Here is a 16,019-nt window from a genome sequence, read left to right as displayed (position 1 = left end):
ATGATGCGAGGCCGGTGCATAAAAGAGATGATCATGGGTATGAACTGGGACGCTGCCGCACAAACCGCACAAAATCTTGCCAGCCAGTGGCCAGCCAGCGAGCCGGGCGGTGTGATTGTCGGTTTTGACAAGACAGGCATCGTTTTCAGCTTCGCCGGTGGTGTGGAAAGTCTGGCAACGCATAAGCCGTTTACAGAAAATAGTGTGGTGCGCTTTGCTTCTGTTACCAAGCATGTTTTTGTCTCTATGGTGCTGGCACACAGCGACAAAATTGCGCTTGATGACCGGCTGGGTAAACATCTGCCGGAACTGAAAGCACCACTGAGCGATGTGACTGTCGGACAAGCACTGGATATGAGCGGCGGTCTGCCGGATAGCCGTGAATGTCTGACACTGCTCGGCCTTTCAATCTACACCGAGACCATGAATGACAGACTGATGGAATTCCACAGCACAATGGAGCGCCTGAATTTTGATGCGGGCACGCAGGTGTCCTATTCCAATACCGGTTACCGCCTTGTTGAGATTGCGCTTGAACGTCTTGGCCTGCGCTTTGATGATTATCTGCAAACGCAGGTTGTGCCTGCACTCGGCGTGCAGTTAAAAGCGCCGGATGTCTGGAATGATCCGGTGGATGGTTTGGTGCCGGGCTATTGGTTCAACGGTTCAAAATGGCAGCTGAGTGCTGCGGGCCTGTATATTTCTGCTGCAGGCAGCCTGACAGGCAGCGGCACAGCACTGGCCACATGGGCGCAGGCGCTGATGACCGGTAAAGGCACTCTGGCCGGTGTGATTGAAAAGCTAAGCGCACCGCGTAAACTGGCTGATGGCCGGATGTCGGATTATGGTCTTGGCTTTGTAAATTCTGAACTGGACGGTTTGAAACTGGTTGGCCATGGCGGTTCACATCCGGGCTATAAAAGCTATGTGCTGATCAGCCCTGAGCTGCAATGCGGCTTTGTGGTTGTGGCCAATCGTGACGATGCCAATGGTGGCAAGATCGCGCAAGTAGCGATGGCCGCTCTCGCAGATCTGCAATTGCCGCAGCCGGCCAGCACCCTTGCGGATGGTTTATATGTAACTGAAACCGGCCATGACTGGGTTGAGATCAAAGGCGCTACCGTCAACTATCTCGATAATGAAGATGCGCTCTATCCTGAAGCCGATGGCTGGTTCTCATCACGCTCGGCAACCTCACCAATTGTGCTGCGCCAAAGCGGTGACGCCTTGGAAGGCGAGCTTGGCCATGCGCCGCGCCGCTTATTGCCGGTAACTGCCAAACCTGCCGGCAAGGCGCTCGATGGTTTTTGGAAATCACCATATGGCGCGGTTTTTGACATTATTGATGGCGCGGTTGTGATGGGCATCGGCCCAATTCGCCAAACAATGCCTTTGAGCGATCTTGGCGGCGGGCGTTATCTGTTTACACTTCATGACGGCCCGTGGACAAAACGTGTTTGCTTGCATGTTCTGGGTGAAAACCGGATTGAGCTGGTGCTGAGCCGTAGCCGTATGCTTGAATATTATCGCTAAATTAATATCACTTGTTTAAATGCCGGTGTCTTTAAGCCTTATCATTTAAGGATACCGGTATTGATACGGAACCTCTGAAGTTTCTGTTCAATGCCAGTATCCTGTCGTATAAGCTTATTCCTGACTTGCATAATTAAATGCAAGATACGCAATAGAAACGAAGGATAACCATTGTGGAAATTAAGTGGGTAGAAGACTTTCTGGCGCTCGCTCATACTTTAAATTTCTCCAAGGCGGCAGATGAACGTCATGTGACGCAATCTGCCTTCAGCCGTCGCATAAAGCAGCTGGAAAGCTGGCTCGGTACAACATTGATTGACCGTGCGACTTATCCCTCGCAGCTCACTGAAGCCGGTGAAAAATTTATACCCGTGGCGCAGGAAACACTGAAATCGCTCTATCAGCTGCGTCAGGGCTTTCATGCGAACCAAACGCTGGATGCGCAGACAATCTCTTTCATTGCGCTGCATACATTATCTTTCACATTTTTTCCGCAATGGCTAAAGGAAATCAGCGATGCTTCGTCGCCTATTTTTTCACGTTTGCGCCCTGATTCCGGCAGCGTTGAAGGCAATGTGAATGCGCTTGTGGACGGCGATTGCGATTTTCTGCTGACATATGTTTATCCTTCCGTGCCATTACTGCTTAATAGCGCAGACTTTGATTATAAAGTTGTTGGCTATGAGCAGATTGTGCCAATCAGCGCGCCGGATGCAGAAGGCAACCCGCTGCACATGGTTGGTCGTGATGATCGCTCCTTTGATTATATCGGGTATGAAAAATCGTCATTCTTCGGACATTTGCTTGCCGAGCTTTTTGCCCGTAAAATGCCTGAACACCGGCTGGTGCATGAGGCCAGCATGTCTGTCGGGCTTAAAGGTATGGCAATGGCCGGCTGGGGCGTGGCTTGGGTACCACAAAGCCTGATTGCTGAAGAGTTGGCCAGCGGCCAATTGGTGCATGGGGCAGATCCGTCATGGAACATTCAGGTGGAAATCCGACTTTACCGCTCCAAGACTAATAAACGTGCTGTGATTGAGCGACTATGGAAAAAGCTTGATGATATGCGCCCGAATGCTGAGGATATTTAAATAAAAAGGGCACCATATGGTGCCCTTTTTTGTCTATCCGCACATGCTTCAAGCGGGTTTCATGGTTCTGAAGCCGCTAACCTGACGTATTAATACCGGTGTCATCAAAGCCAGCCCGACGAGTGACGAGTAGATTTCCGGCACCACCAGCAGGATTGCGGCAATGATCAACGTGATATTTTCCCACAATTTGGTACGGATCAGCATGAAACCGGACAAAGCTGCACCCAATGCAGTAATCCCGATCACGCAGCCAAGAAATGCCGTGAAGAACTCGCCCCATGAGAAGTTGGCATTGACCAGCAACAGTGATGGCGAGAACACAAACACAAACGGTACCAGCACTTTACCGAGGCCGAGACGGAAGGCGGTATTACCGGTTTTAAACGGATCAGCACCAGCCATACCTGCTGCCGCATAGGCGGCCAGAGCCACAGGCGGGGTAATATCTGCAAGAATACCATAATAGAATACGAAGAAATGCGCGACGAGCGGTTCCACGCCAAGCATTGCCAATGTGGGGGCAGCAATGGTTGCCATAATAATGTAATTGGCGGTGGTCGGAATACCGCACCCCATCAGAATACAAACAATACCGGTCATAATCAGCGTGAACAGCAGCGTTAAAGTGGTGGCGCCCATCAAGGATGCCGGCACAAAAATGCTGAACCAGCTGGCAATATCGGCCGCTGTTGTGGTGACAATATAAGAAATTTTAAAGCCGACGCCGGTCAGTGTAACCACACCGACAACAATACCTACGGTTGCGGCGGCCGCACCCACAGCAAGCGCATATTTGGCACCATCACGCAGACTTTCAAAAACCTCTTTTAGTGACATGCGCTTGCGAGGATTTAGCAGGCCAACAGCAACACACAGGGTAATCCCCCAGAATGCGGCCATATAGGGTGTGTAGCCCGATAACAGCACGGCAATCAGCACCACAAGCGGAATTACAGTTGGCCAGTCGCGTTTAAATGCCTCTTTGAGATCCGGCATTTCTTCCGGTGTCATGCCGCGCAAACCTGTTCGTTTGGCTTCAAAATGCACCTGCATCAATACGCCGAAAAAATGCATGAAAGCCGGCACAATGGCTGCAATAATAATGGTTGTATAAGGCAGATTGAGAAACTCAATCATCAAAAACGCGGCAGCACCCATGATTGGCGGGGTAATCTGCCCGCCGGTTGAAGAGGCGGCCTCAACGGCGGCAGCAAAATTGCGCTTATAACCAAGACGGATCATGGCCGGAATGGTGAGTGAACCCACAGTGACAGTATTGGCCACTGAAGAACCGGAAATCATACCAAACAGCGCCGAGCCGAAAATGGAAACCTTGGCAGGTCCGCCTGCATAGCGACCGGCGACCCATGCGGCGCAATCCAGAAATAACTGGCCAAGGCCGATACGGGTGGCAAACACCCCGAACAGTACAAAATGGAACACATAGGTGGCGACGACGCCAAGAGCGATACCATAAACACCTTGTGAGGTCAGGTAGAGATGGTCAATAATCTGCGGAACCGTTGAGCCCGGATGCACCAGAATGCCCGGCATAGACGGACCAAAATAGGCATAAAGCATAAAAGATACAGCAATAATCGGTAGCGGCCAGCCAACAGAACGGCGGGTGGCCTCTAGCAATACGACCAAAAGCAAGCCGCCCAGCACCACATCTGTCGAGGTTGGATTGCCAACACGGAAAGCCAGATCATCCAGCGGGATCAGTGGCACATGCATGACAGCAATAACCGCACCGATGGCTAATGCCCAGTCAATGATCGAGATTCCCAGCGGTCTGAGCAGTGAGGATGAAACCGGCTGCGTGTAGCCTTTGGCCGAAAACGGGAAAACCAGAAATACCAGCCCGAGTACAAAAGACAGATGAATGCCGCGATGCATGGTTTCAGAGAGCAGGCCAAAACCGGCTGTGTAGTAATGGAACAGCGAAAGAACGACCAGAAGTGTGCCAACAATGCGGGCTGCCAGCGGTGCGAGCGGACGAAACCGGATCTCGGTATCAAATTTTTCTTCGAGCTCACGTGCTTTCTGCTCGTCAAGCTCCATAGGGCCTAGAGGTTTCTGCTCCGCAGTCATAAAAGGCATCCGTTCTGTTATCAGCAGCGTGCAAAATTACTGCATATAGTCAATTCAAGCTGCCGGATGTCGGACTGGCAGCGCCAAAGGTTAAAAACTGAACGGGTAATGACCGGACTACAGCGAGGCTGCATGTCCGGTCATGTTAATGTTCAGCACCAGTGATTGCTTATTTCAGCAAGCCGGCTTCCTTATAAAAGCGCTCTGCACCCGGATGCAGAGGAATACCCAGACTGGTCACGGCATTTTGCAATGTGATCAGCTTGCCCTTGGCGTGGCCGGTATCAAGCGCTGTGCGCGTGGCATCATTCCACATGGTTTTGGTAATATTATAGACCAGCTCATCAGACTGTTTGGCATTGGTAACCAGCTGTGCGGCAACAGAAATCGTGTTGATTTCGCCAACGCCTTTATAGGTTTCCGCCGGAACAGTGTCTTTGGCGAAGAAGCTGTAATCACTCAGGATTTTTTCAAGCTCCGGGCCTTCAACTGGCACCAGTTCAATACCATTGGTGCTGGCCAACTCAGAAATCGCACCGGTCGGATATCCGCCGACAAAGAAATAGGCATCCAATGCGCCGTCTTTCAGACGATCACCGGCCGGGCCAGGTTTAAGATATTCAGCCTTCACATCTTTTTCTGTCAGCCCATAAGCGCCGAGCACAATACGGGCATCAACAATAGTACCGGAGCCCGGCTCATCGAGCGAAACCCGTTTGCCCTTGAGATCGGCTACAGATTTAATGCCGGCACCTTTACGCGCCACCAGATGCACTGTTTCAGGATACAGGGTCGCGATCAGGCGCAGGTCTTCAACTTTGCCTTTGCCATCATACAGGCCGGTGCCGGTATAGGCCCAATAAGCCACGTCAGATTGCGTAAAGCCGGCTTCAAGACCGCCGCTCATCACCGCATTAATATTGGCAACTGAACCGTTTGAAGACACAGCGGTTGCAACCAAGCCCGGCACACCTTTATCGCCATTGCCGGAAATCGCATTCGCGATCAGGCCGCCGATCGGATAATATGTGCCCGCTGTGCCGCCGGTGCCGATACGGAAAAATGATGGTGATTGTGCCACTGCAAGTGTTACGCCAAGCGCTGCTGTGCCCAAGACGGCTGCGGTCATAAAACGGCGAAAATTCTTACCGAGTTTCATAGTATCCCTCCCACTATAGTTTTCTCTTTGTGTAAGCATGAAAAGGCTGACACCTGTTGTCAACCTTATATTGAAAACAAAATTTATTATCATACTATAGTATGATATATATTTATCTAGTAAAGTCAGTCATATAGGCCGTAACGGCCTTGATTGTTCAGGTTTTACTCAGGCTGATGTATAGGGCGCAAAATTGGTCTGCGTTTCATCAACCTGTATTGTTGAATAGAGCGAGGGGAAGGCACGTTGCGGGCATTTCTGCCGCTCGCAAATCTTGCAGCCGGCACCAATCGGCGTGCGTGCCGCGGGGTCATCCATAATCATTCCTTTGGAATAAACCAGCCGTTCCGCATGGTGCAGATCGCAGCCCAATGCAATGGCAAAGCTCTTGGACGGCGCTTTATAGCCGCCTTGGCGGTGGCGGATCATTTTTGCAATCCAGAAATATGTGCGCCCGTCCGGCATCTCGGCCTGCTGAGTTAAAATCCGGTCCGGTGATGAAAAGGCCGCATAAATATTCCATAATGGGCAGGTGCCGCCAAACCGCGAAAAGTGAAAATCGGTGGCCGATTGACGCTTGGAAATATTGCCTGCGCGGTCAACACGAATAAAGAAAAACGGAATACCGCGCGCTTCCGGACGCTGCAAAGTGCTGAGGCGGTGGCAGATCGTTTCAAAGCTTACCGCATAGCGCTGCTCCAGCAATTCAATGTCATAACGCAACTGCTCGGCACTGTTCCAGAAATGCATATACGGCATCATCACCGCACCGGCAAAGTAATTGGCCAGCCCGATACGTGCCAGCACACGTGCCTCATTGCTGGAAAAAACGGCCTTTTCCAACAGTTGATCGAGCAGATGTTTCTGCTCCAGAAAAGCCAGCTGTGTTGCCAGCTGAAATGCCTGCTGCCCTTCATCAAGGCGCGGGGAGAGGGTGATAATACGGGTTTGCGGATCAAAGCGGCGCACTGTGTCTGTGCTGTCATCGCGCAAATGCTCGCTGATGCGCACGCCATGCTGCTGCACCAGCCGCTCGCTCAGCTTATGTTTCATCTTGCCCACCGGCATGCCGAGCTGCTGGCTCAGCACTTCACCGGCGCTATCCAGCTCCGGTATATAATTACGCTGCGCATAGAAATATTCGCGTACTTCTTCATAAGGGGTTGAGAGCGAGACCGGCAGGTCTGCGGAGCGGTCATTGCCAAGCTGGTTTGCAAGATATGCAGATTGCTCCTGTGCTTCGCCGAGTTGCTTATGCATGGCAATTAGCAGCCTGCCAACCGCCGGCATATTGGTGGCAAGCTCTCTGATTTCCGTTTTGCCAAGGGGTTCGCTTAATTGCTCATTCAAGCGCACATCAGCAAAAACCTCGCGCAGATCGTTGAACAGCCGTGCTTCTTCAGCCTCGGAAAACAGCTGCACATCCACACCAAAAGCCTCATTAAGACGGAGTAAAACCTGCACCGTAAGCGGACGCTGATTGTTTTCAATCTGGTTGAGGTAACTCAAAGAAATGCCAAGCGTTTTTGCCAGAACTATCTGTGTGAGCTGGCGTTCTTCGCGCAGTTTTTTAAGCCTGATACCCACAAAAGTCTTACGCATAATGCAAGCCCTCCCAAGCCTTTTAAGCGGATATATGGCAGGGAAATAAACCCTGTCACGACTTCGCAAACTTCACAGTTTCACAAAATTTACACGCTGTCACTTCGCTTTTTTAGGCATAGGCAGGGTTCCGGCGCTCTGTATAGTTACTGATAACAGATCAGGTGACTTCGCAAAAACCACAAATCACATGCTGTCTGCACCAGCAGAAAAGGGAAATTCTGTGAAACTCCATAAAGTCCGCACCTATAAATCCGCAGAGCATTTAAATCGTGAAGACCAGCTGGCATGGAAATTTGCAGCTATGGCTGCAGATAATGTGCCGCTTGATGATGATGTGGTGGAGATGATCGGTAACCGTATTATTGATAATGCTGCGGTGGCAGCAGCCTCTCTAATGCGCCGGCCTGTTGTGAGTGCGCGCATGCAAGCGGTTGCTCATCCTTATCAACGCGGTGCCACAGTGTTTGGACTGGCATCTGATCAGCGATTTTCACCGGAATGGGCAGCATGGGCCAATGGGGTTGCGGTACGCGAACTGGATTTTCACGACACATTTCTGGCGGCAGATTATTCACATCCGGCGGATAATATTCCGCCATTGCTGGCCGTTGCGCAGCATTGCGGTATGAGTGGCGCGGCTCTAGCGCGCGGCATTGCCACGGGCTATGAAATTCAGGTCAATCTCGTTAAAGGCATTTGCCTGCATGAGCATAAAATTGATCATATTGCCCATTTGGGGCCATCGGCTGCGGCCGGCATCGGCACAATGCTGGGTCTGAGTACCGAGCAGATTTATCAGGCTATTCAACAGGGTTTACATACCACCACCACCACGCGCCAGTCACGCAAAGGTGAAATTTCAAGCTGGAAAGCCTATGCGCCTGCTTTTGCCGGTAAAATGGCCGTAGAGGCCGTGGATCGCGTGATGCGCGGCGAGGGCGCGCCATCACCGGCATGGGAAGGCGAAGACGGCTTTATTGCATGGTTGCTCGGCGGCCCCAAGGCTGAGTATTTTGTGCCGGTTCCCGAACTTGGCGAGCGCAAACGCGCCATTATGGATACCTATACCAAAGAACATTCGGCTGAATATCAAAGTCAGGCACTGATCGATCTGGCGCGGCGCATGCGCAGCCAAATCAGTGATTTCAGCAAGATCGCCAGTATTGTGCTGCATACCAGCCATCACACCCATTATGTTATTGGCACCGGTGCCAATGATCCGCAGAAAATGGATCCGGATGCCAGCCGTGAAACGCTTGACCATTCGATCATGTATATTTTTGCCGTGGCTCTTGAAGACGGTACATGGCATCACGAGCGCTCTTATGCCCCCGAGCGCGCCAAACGGCCTGAAACCATTGCCCTGTGGCACAAGGTCAGCACGATTGAAGATCCGTCATGGACAAAGCGTTATCACAGCCATGATCCGCGTGAAAAAGCATTTGGCGCGCGGGTGGTGATTACCATGCAGGATGGCTCGGTGATCGAGGATGAGCTGGCGCTCGCCGATGCGCATCCGTTGGGCGCAAGGCCGTTTAAACGTGCCAATTATATCGCTAAATTCCGCACATTAAGTGAGGGTATTATCGATATTCAGGAGCAGGATCGTTTTATCAAAACGGTTGAGAGGCTGACCGAACTGACTGCTGACGAGCTTTCAGGGCTGACTATTACGGCCATGCCGGGCAAATGTGAGGCGGGTAAAGCACACGGTATTTTTGACTGGAAAGGCTGAGACGACTGCAAGGGAGAAACCAAAGGGAGAGAGACATGAGCATGGCAGGCACTGATACAGTTGCACCGGTTGCAGCGCCTAAAAAATCTGTTGCCCTTTCGGGTGTTGTCGCCGGTAATACCGCACTATGCACGGTCGGCCGCAGTGGTAATGATCTGCATTATCGCGGTTTTGATATTCACGATCTGGCATTACAATGCGATTTTGAAGAAGTTGCGCATTTGCTTGTGCATGGTACTTTGCCTTCCAAACGCGAGCTCATTGCCTATCAGCAAAAGCTCAAATCCATGCGCGGCCTGCCTTCCGGCGTCAAAGCGGCCTTGGAACTGCTGCCTGCGGCCAGCCATCCGATGGATGTGATGCGCACAGGTGTCTCTGTGCTTGGCTGTGTTTTGCCGGAGGTTAGCGGCCATAGTCAGGCCGGTGCCAAAGATATTGCCGACCGGCTGATGGCGTCATTAGGCTCGATGCTGCTCTATTGGTATCATTTTGCCCATCATGGCCGCCGTGTTGAGCTTGAAACCGATGATGAAACAATTGGCGGTCATTTTCTCCATGTTTTGCACGGCAAATCACCGTCTCCTTCTGCCGTGCGGGCGATGAATATTTCGCTCATTCTCTATGCCGAACATGAGTTCAATGCTTCCACATTTACCGCGCGCACCATCGCCGGCACCGGTTCGGATATATATTCCTGTATTACTGGTGCAATCGGTGCATTACGCGGCCCAAAACATGGTGGCGCCAATGAAGTGGCACTGGAAATCCAGCAGCGTTATGCTGACCCTGATGAGGCGGAAGCTGATATTTTACGCCAGCTTGAACAAAAACAAGTGGTAATCGGCTTTGGCCATCCGGTTTATACAATTGCCGATCCGCGCAATGATATTATCAAAACGGTTGCCCGCGAACTTTCGGAAGAGCTCGGCACTATGAAAATGTTTGATATTGCCGAGCGCATAGAAACAGTGATGCTGGCCAATAAAAAGATGTTTGCCAATCTCGATTGGTTCAGTGCGGTTTCCTATCATATGCTGGGGATTCCGACTGCTATGTTTACGCCGCTATTTGTGATTGCGCGCACATCCGGCTGGGCGGCTCATATTATGGAACAGCGCATCGACAATAAAATTATCCGCCCGTCTGCCAATTATGTCGGCCCTGAAAATCGCGTTTTTGTGCCGATTGATGAACGTATAGCCAAGGTTTCAACCATAAAGCCAGCCTGAGGTATAAAGATGCCCTATTTATCCGCCAGCGATCTGCCGCTGAAATCTGCCGGTGAACGCTTTCGTGATTTGATGAACCGGCCTGGTATTGTGCAATTGCCGGGCACCCATAATGGTATGGCCGCTATTCAGGCGCGCAATGCCGGATTTGAAGGGCTCTATCTTTCCGGTGCAGCAATGACAGCTTCTATGGGGCTGCCGGATCTTGGTATTATTACCGTTGATGAGGTGGCATTTTTCATCCGCCAGATCGCACGTTCCAGCGGCTTGCCGGTGGTTGTGGATGGTGATACCGGCTATGGCGAAGCGCTGAATGTGATGCATATGGTGCGGGTATTTGAAGATGCCGGTGCAGGCGCAGTGCATATTGAAGACCAGTTGCTGCCGAAAAAATGCGGCCATTTGAACGATAAAAAACTGGCCACTGCCGATGATATGGCGGCCAAAGTTGCTGCCGCTGCCAAAGCGCGCCGCAACCTGTATTTGATTGCACGAACCGATGCTGCAGCCAGCGAGGGTATGGATGGTGCGGTGGCACGCGCACAGCTTTATATGGAAGCCGGTGCTGATGCGATTTTTCCCGAGGCGTTAAATACTGCCGAGATGTTTCGCGAATTTGCCCGACGCATGCCCGGTGTGCCATTGCTTGCCAATATGACAGAATTCGGCCGAACACCCTTTTTCACAGCGCAGGAATTTGAGGATATGGGCTATAAAATGGTGATCTGGCCGGTATCGTCACTGCGGGTTGCCAATAAAGCGCAAGAAAAGCTCTATGCCACAATCAAACGCGATGGCAGCACCAAAGCCATGGTTGAGGAGATGCAGACCCGTGCCGAGCTTTATGCCGCGATTGGGCTTGATGCCTATGAAGAGCTTGACCGCTCCATTATTAAAACCATAGTGCCAACAATGGTTTAAAGCAATTTATGGGGCATTGGCGAAGTAAAAATATTGTTTCGTACTTGAAAAGCCATATTGCAAATACCAAGTGCAAATCCTGACCAATCAGGAGAGAAATTTATCATGCTTTGCCCCATTGATAATGCCGAACTCGTTATGTCTGACCGCCAGGGAATTGAGATTGACTATTGCCCGAAATGTCGGGGCGTATGGCTGGATCGCGGTGAACTGGACAAGATTATTGAGCGATCAGTGCCAGCTGAACCAGTGCGTGAGGAGCGCAGAGAAGAGTATCGCTCTGACAGCCATTCACAGAGCAGATCGCATGATGGTTACGGCCACAATAAACCCTACCGCAAAAAGAAATCTTTGCTGGGTGAATTGTTCGATTTTTGATCCGATAGCAGTTTTCTATATTCAGTCCTCCCAAGACTAAATTTTTGAAATGGTCTTTTTTAAGCGCGCATAACATGGGAGCAATACGTAGCTAGCCAACATATTGTTAAATATGCAAAAAACGACTTGATGCTCATATTGCCGCATGGTGGCAGTGTTCTGCCTATAGGCTCTTGACTTCCTTATGCGGTCAGTGGCTTACTTGTGACATTCACCAGGGGAGTCCCGTCAAGGGGCTGAGATATTGCTATTTTGCGCAATGACCCGTTGAACCTGATCCAGCTCATACTGGCGTAGGGACGGTGCAAGCGCATTCACAGCTCCGATTCCGGCTTTGCCGGTTGAGGTTTGGCGTTTATCCATCTTTCCGGCTTCGATGACTGGGTCTCCAACTGTTATTTTGGAGCCTCACACCGTGACCAAGACTGAAAACAATCCGACACCGTCTGTAACTTCGGGGCCACTGCCTGCCTCGCGTAAAATTCATATTGAGGGTGATTTACACCCGCAAGTCCGCGTACCGATGCGCGAGATCGAATTGCATCCGACGGCAGGTGAGCCTGCGGTAATCGTTTATGATGCGTCCGGCCCTTACACCGATCCGGATTATAACGTGGCTATTGATACAGGTCTGCCGCGTATTCGTGCCAATTGGACCTTGGAGCGCGGTGATGTGGAAGCCTATGAGGGCCGCTATGTTAAACCGGAAGATAACGGCTTTGCCACCGGTGATCGTCTGACACCGGAATTTCCGGTTAAAAACCGCCCGTTAAGAGCGCGCGACGGCAAGGCCGTTACCCAGCTTGCTTATGCCCGCGCCAATATTATTACACCGGAAATGGAATTCATCGCCATCCGTGAAAACCTTGGCCGCAAAGCTGCCAAAGAAGCAGCCTTGCGTGACGGTGAAAGCTTTGGTGCATCAATTCCCGATTATGTAACCCCTGAATTTGTGCGTCAGGAAGTGGCGCGCGGCCGCGCGGTTATTCCGTCCAATATCAACCATCCTGAAGCCGAGCCGATGATTATCGGCCGGAATTTTCTTGTTAAAATCAATGCCAATATCGGCAATTCGGCGGTGACATCTTCAATGGCTGAAGAAGTCGAAAAAATGGTCTGGGCTACCCGCTGGGGTGCGGATACGGTGATGGATCTTTCCACCGGTCGCAACATCCACAATATTCGCGAGTGGATTATCCGTAACTCACCGGTGCCGATCGGCACAGTGCCGCTCTATCAGGCGCTGGAAAAAGTGAATGGTATTGCTGAAGACCTGACATGGGAGGTTTATCGCGATACGCTGATTGAGCAGGCCGAGCAGGGCGTTGATTATTTTACCATCCATGCAGGCGTGCGCTTGGCTTATATTCCGCTGACAGTAAACCGCGTCACCGGCATTGTCTCACGCGGTGGCTCGATCATGGCCAAATGGTGCCTGCATCACCATCGTGAGAGCTTTCTCTACGAGCATTTTGAAGAAATCTGCGATATTTGCCGCGCTTATGATGTGTCGTTCTCATTGGGTGACGGTTTGCGTCCGGGTTCGATTGCCGATGCCAATGATGAGGCGCAATTTGCTGAATTGGCAACATTGGGCGAGCTGACAAAAATCGCTTGGGCTAAAGATTGTCAGGTTATTATTGAAGGTCCGGGTCATGTGCCGATGCACAAGATCAAAGAGAATATGGACAAGCAGCTTGAGGTATGCGGCGAAGCACCGTTCTACACGCTTGGGCCCCTCACAACCGATATTGCGCCGGGCTATGACCATATTACCTCAGGTATTGGCGCGGCCATGATCGGTTGGTTCGGCACGGCAATGCTTTGCTATGTTACCCCTAAAGAGCATTTGGGTTTGCCGGATCGCAATGATGTTAAAACCGGCGTGATCACCTATAAGATTGCTGCCCATGCCGCCGATCTTGCCAAAGGCCATCCGGCAGCCAGATTGCGCGATGATGCCTTATCGCGTGCGCGTTTTGAGTTCCGTTGGGAAGACCAGTTCAACCTGTCGCTTGATCCTGAAACCGCCCGTTCTTTCCACGATGAAACCCTGCCGAAAGAAGCGCATAAAACTGCGCATTTCTGCTCGATGTGCGGGCCAAAATTCTGCTCGATGCGGATATCCCATGATATTCGTGCAGAAGCGCAGAAGACCGGCATGGAGGCTATGGCTGCAAAATTCAGAGAAGGTGGCGAGCTTTATATGCCACTTGGTACTGAAGAGAGGCTCGTTGCGGGTGAGTGAGCAATGCATGTATTAATCAAGGGGGCCGGCGTTGCCGGCCTCACTGTGACGCATGAGCTGGCGCAAACAGGTTTTCAGGTTACGGTTGCGGAAACAGCTCTGCGGGCAGGTCTTGGCGCATCCGGTTATGCGGGCGGTATGCTTGCGCCCTTTTGTGAAAGCGAAACCGCAGCCGCAGAGGTTCTGGAGCTGGGGCAACAGGCAGCAGACTGGTGGGATAAAACCTTACCAGACCATGTGACCCGCAACGGCACTCTGGTGGTGGCACCGGCACGCGACAATAGTGAGCTGAAACGCTTTGCAACGCGCACAACGGGGCATCAATGGCTTGATGAACAAGCGATTGCCGCGCTGGAGCCGGATCTGGCAGGGCGGTTTTCCAAAGGCTTGTATTTTGCGCAGGAAGCTCATCTTGATCCGCGCGCTGCACTCGCTGCTTTAGCAGCAAAGCTTGGCACAATGGGCGTGCAATTCCATTATGGTTGTGATGCGCAAGCCCTTGATATCAGCCGGTATAGCCATGTGGTTGATTGCACAGGTGCGGCTGCCATATCACCCATAACTGCCAGTAATTGCCATGATCAGATTATTGCCCAGAATACTGTGTTGCGGGGTGTGCGCGGTGAAATGCTGATGCTGGCAAGCGATGAGATTACACTGTCGCGCCCTGTGCGGCTGCTGCATCCGCGTATTCCGCTTTATATTGTGCCGCGCATTGCGGGGCAGTTTATGGTCGGTGCAACGATGATTGAGAGCGAGGATGGCGGCGCAATCAGTGCGCGCTCGGTGATGGAGTTGCTGAATGCGGCCTATACGCTGCATCCGGCCTTTGGCGAGGCGCGAGTGATAGAAACCGGCGCAGGCATTCGTCCGGCCTATCCCGATAATCTGCCGCGTATTACCACCATCAACAATCATCACACAGTCAACGGTTTTTACATACTTAACGGTTTTTACCGGCACGGATTTTTATTGGCACCGGCTTTCGCACGCCGCATTGCCACGATGATAGGAACACAATCATGAAACTGATTATCAATGGTGAAGAGCGCATCAGCGCTGAGACAGTTCTTTCTGAGGTCATCACCACTTTAGACTTTGAAGGCGCATGGTTTGCAACCGCAGTAAACGGTGAGCTGGTATGCAGGGATGACCGCGCGTCATTTGCGCTCAAAGACGGCGACCGGATTGAGATTTTATCACCGATGCAGGGAGGGTGATTGATGCTCAAAATTTACGGAACCGCGGTCTCATCGCGCCTGCTGCTCGGCACATCGCGCTATCCTTCCCCCGATAGTCTTGCACGCTCGGTAAAAGCGTCTGCGACCTCGGTGGTCACGGTATCTTTGCGGCGCGAAATGGCAGGTACCCGCACCGGCTCGGTATTTTTCGAACTGATCCGCCAGCTTGGTGTGCATATTCTACCCAATACGGCCGGTTGCCATACGGTTTCAGAAGCGGTGCTGACGGCTAAAATGGCACGTGAGGTTTTTGGGACCAACTGGATAAAATTAGAAATTATCGGTCACCACGATACATTGCAGCCGGATGTTTTCGGGCTGGTTGAAGCCGCACGTATCCTAAGCGCTGAGGGGTTTCAGGTCTTTCCCTATACAACAGATGATCTGAGCGTTGCCGAGCGGTTGCTTGAGGCCGGATGTGAAGTGCTGATGCCCTGGTGCGCACCGATCGGCTCGGCAATGGGCCCGGTTAATATGCAGGCGCTGCGGACATTGCGGGCGTATTTTCCGGATATTCCGCTGATTGTGGATGCCGGTATCGGGCGGCCATCCCATGCGGCAATGGTGATGGAGCTTGGCTATGATGCGGTACTGCTCAACACCGCAGTTGCCAATGCCGCTGATCCGGTTGCGATGGCCAGCGCTTTTGCCGGTGCCATCATTGCCGGAAAAACGGGCTTTGATGCGGGCCTGCTGGAGCCGCGCGATATGGCGGTACCCTCTACACCGGTGATCGGCAAAGCAGTGTTTTTATAAACAATATATCTTTGTATGCACTGATG

13 protein-coding genes and 1 riboswitch are annotated in these 16,019 nt (G+C 51.8%); of the genes, 10 read left to right on the top strand and 3 right to left on the bottom strand.

The window, feature by feature from the left end:
- Window positions 1–27 precede the first annotated feature (27 nt).
- Both MP213Fo_RS15160 and MP213Fo_RS15155 read left to right on the top strand, forming a co-directional pair.
- Entirely contained in the window at window positions 28–1,533 is a 1,506-nt protein-coding gene (locus tag MP213Fo_RS15160) for a serine hydrolase domain-containing protein (protein ID WP_421091210.1), read from the top strand.
- A 173-nt stretch (window positions 1,534–1,706) separates the two neighbouring features.
- Window positions 1,707–2,624, top strand: a complete 918-nt coding sequence (locus MP213Fo_RS15155) for a LysR family transcriptional regulator (RefSeq protein ID WP_421091209.1) — start codon at window positions 1,707–1,709, stop codon at window positions 2,622–2,624.
- Between the two features lie 48 nt (window positions 2,625–2,672).
- On the opposite strand, the gene MP213Fo_RS15150 is transcribed toward MP213Fo_RS15155, so the two are convergent.
- From MP213Fo_RS15150 to MP213Fo_RS15140, 3 genes are all read right to left on the bottom strand, one after another.
- On the bottom strand, window positions 2,673–4,721 hold the full coding sequence (locus MP213Fo_RS15150) for a TRAP transporter permease (protein ID WP_421091208.1): 2,049 nt from the start codon (window positions 4,719–4,721) through the stop codon (window positions 2,673–2,675).
- 169 nt (window positions 4,722–4,890) lie between these two features.
- Complete coding sequence (locus MP213Fo_RS15145) at window positions 4,891–5,880, bottom strand: TAXI family TRAP transporter solute-binding subunit (protein WP_421091207.1); 990 nt, start codon at window positions 5,878–5,880, stop codon at window positions 4,891–4,893.
- Window positions 5,881–6,048: 168 nt separating this feature from the next.
- Window positions 6,049–7,482, bottom strand: coding sequence for a short-chain fatty acyl-CoA regulator family protein (locus MP213Fo_RS15140; RefSeq protein WP_421091206.1), 1,434 nt, complete (start codon window positions 7,480–7,482; stop codon window positions 6,049–6,051).
- Window positions 7,483–7,705: 223 nt separating this feature from the next.
- On the opposite strand from MP213Fo_RS15140, the gene MP213Fo_RS15135 reads away from it, so the two are divergent.
- The 8 genes from MP213Fo_RS15135 (at window position 7,706) to MP213Fo_RS15100 (ending at window position 15,993) form a co-directional block, all read left to right on the top strand.
- Window positions 7,706–9,220 carry an MmgE/PrpD family protein gene (locus MP213Fo_RS15135; protein WP_421091205.1) on the top strand — a complete coding sequence of 505 codons (1,515 nt, stop codon included), beginning with the start codon at window positions 7,706–7,708 and terminating at the stop codon, window positions 9,218–9,220.
- A gap of 41 nt (window positions 9,221–9,261) precedes the next feature.
- Entirely contained in the window at window positions 9,262–10,449 is a 1,188-nt protein-coding gene (gene prpC, locus MP213Fo_RS15130) for a bifunctional 2-methylcitrate synthase/citrate synthase (RefSeq protein ID WP_421091336.1), read from the top strand.
- A 9-nt stretch (window positions 10,450–10,458) separates the two neighbouring features.
- Window positions 10,459–11,370: a methylisocitrate lyase gene (prpB, locus tag MP213Fo_RS15125; protein ID WP_421091204.1), complete on the top strand. Its 912-nt coding sequence runs from the start codon at window positions 10,459–10,461 to the stop codon at window positions 11,368–11,370.
- A 105-nt stretch (window positions 11,371–11,475) separates the two neighbouring features.
- Window positions 11,476–11,748: a zf-TFIIB domain-containing protein gene (locus tag MP213Fo_RS15120; protein WP_421091203.1), complete on the top strand. Its 273-nt coding sequence runs from the start codon at window positions 11,476–11,478 to the stop codon at window positions 11,746–11,748.
- 206 nt (window positions 11,749–11,954) lie between these two features.
- A riboswitch (TPP riboswitch) is annotated at window positions 11,955–12,066 on the top strand.
- A 97-nt stretch (window positions 12,067–12,163) separates the two neighbouring features.
- Window positions 12,164–13,996: a phosphomethylpyrimidine synthase ThiC gene (gene thiC, locus MP213Fo_RS15115; RefSeq protein ID WP_421091202.1), complete on the top strand. Its 1,833-nt coding sequence runs from the start codon at window positions 12,164–12,166 to the stop codon at window positions 13,994–13,996.
- A 3-nt stretch (window positions 13,997–13,999) separates the two neighbouring features.
- Complete coding sequence (thiO, locus tag MP213Fo_RS15110) at window positions 14,000–15,022, top strand: glycine oxidase ThiO (protein WP_421091201.1); 1,023 nt, start codon at window positions 14,000–14,002, stop codon at window positions 15,020–15,022.
- On the top strand, window positions 15,019–15,216 hold the full coding sequence (thiS, locus tag MP213Fo_RS15105) for a sulfur carrier protein ThiS (RefSeq protein WP_421091200.1): 198 nt from the start codon (window positions 15,019–15,021) through the stop codon (window positions 15,214–15,216). Before thiO ends, thiS begins: the two co-directional genes overlap by 4 nt.
- A 3-nt stretch (window positions 15,217–15,219) precedes the next feature.
- The gene (locus tag MP213Fo_RS15100) at window positions 15,220–15,993 is read left to right on the top strand and encodes a thiazole synthase (protein WP_421091199.1); all 774 of its coding nucleotides are present in this window, start codon (window positions 15,220–15,222) and stop codon (window positions 15,991–15,993) included.
- Window positions 15,994–16,019: the final 26 nt, after the last annotated feature.

It is taken from the genome of Pseudochrobactrum mosebachae, from assembly GCF_048914685.1.
GTDB lineage: Bacteria > Pseudomonadota > Alphaproteobacteria > Rhizobiales > Rhizobiaceae > Pseudochrobactrum.
This window is presented reverse-complemented; position numbering and strand designations above follow the sequence as displayed.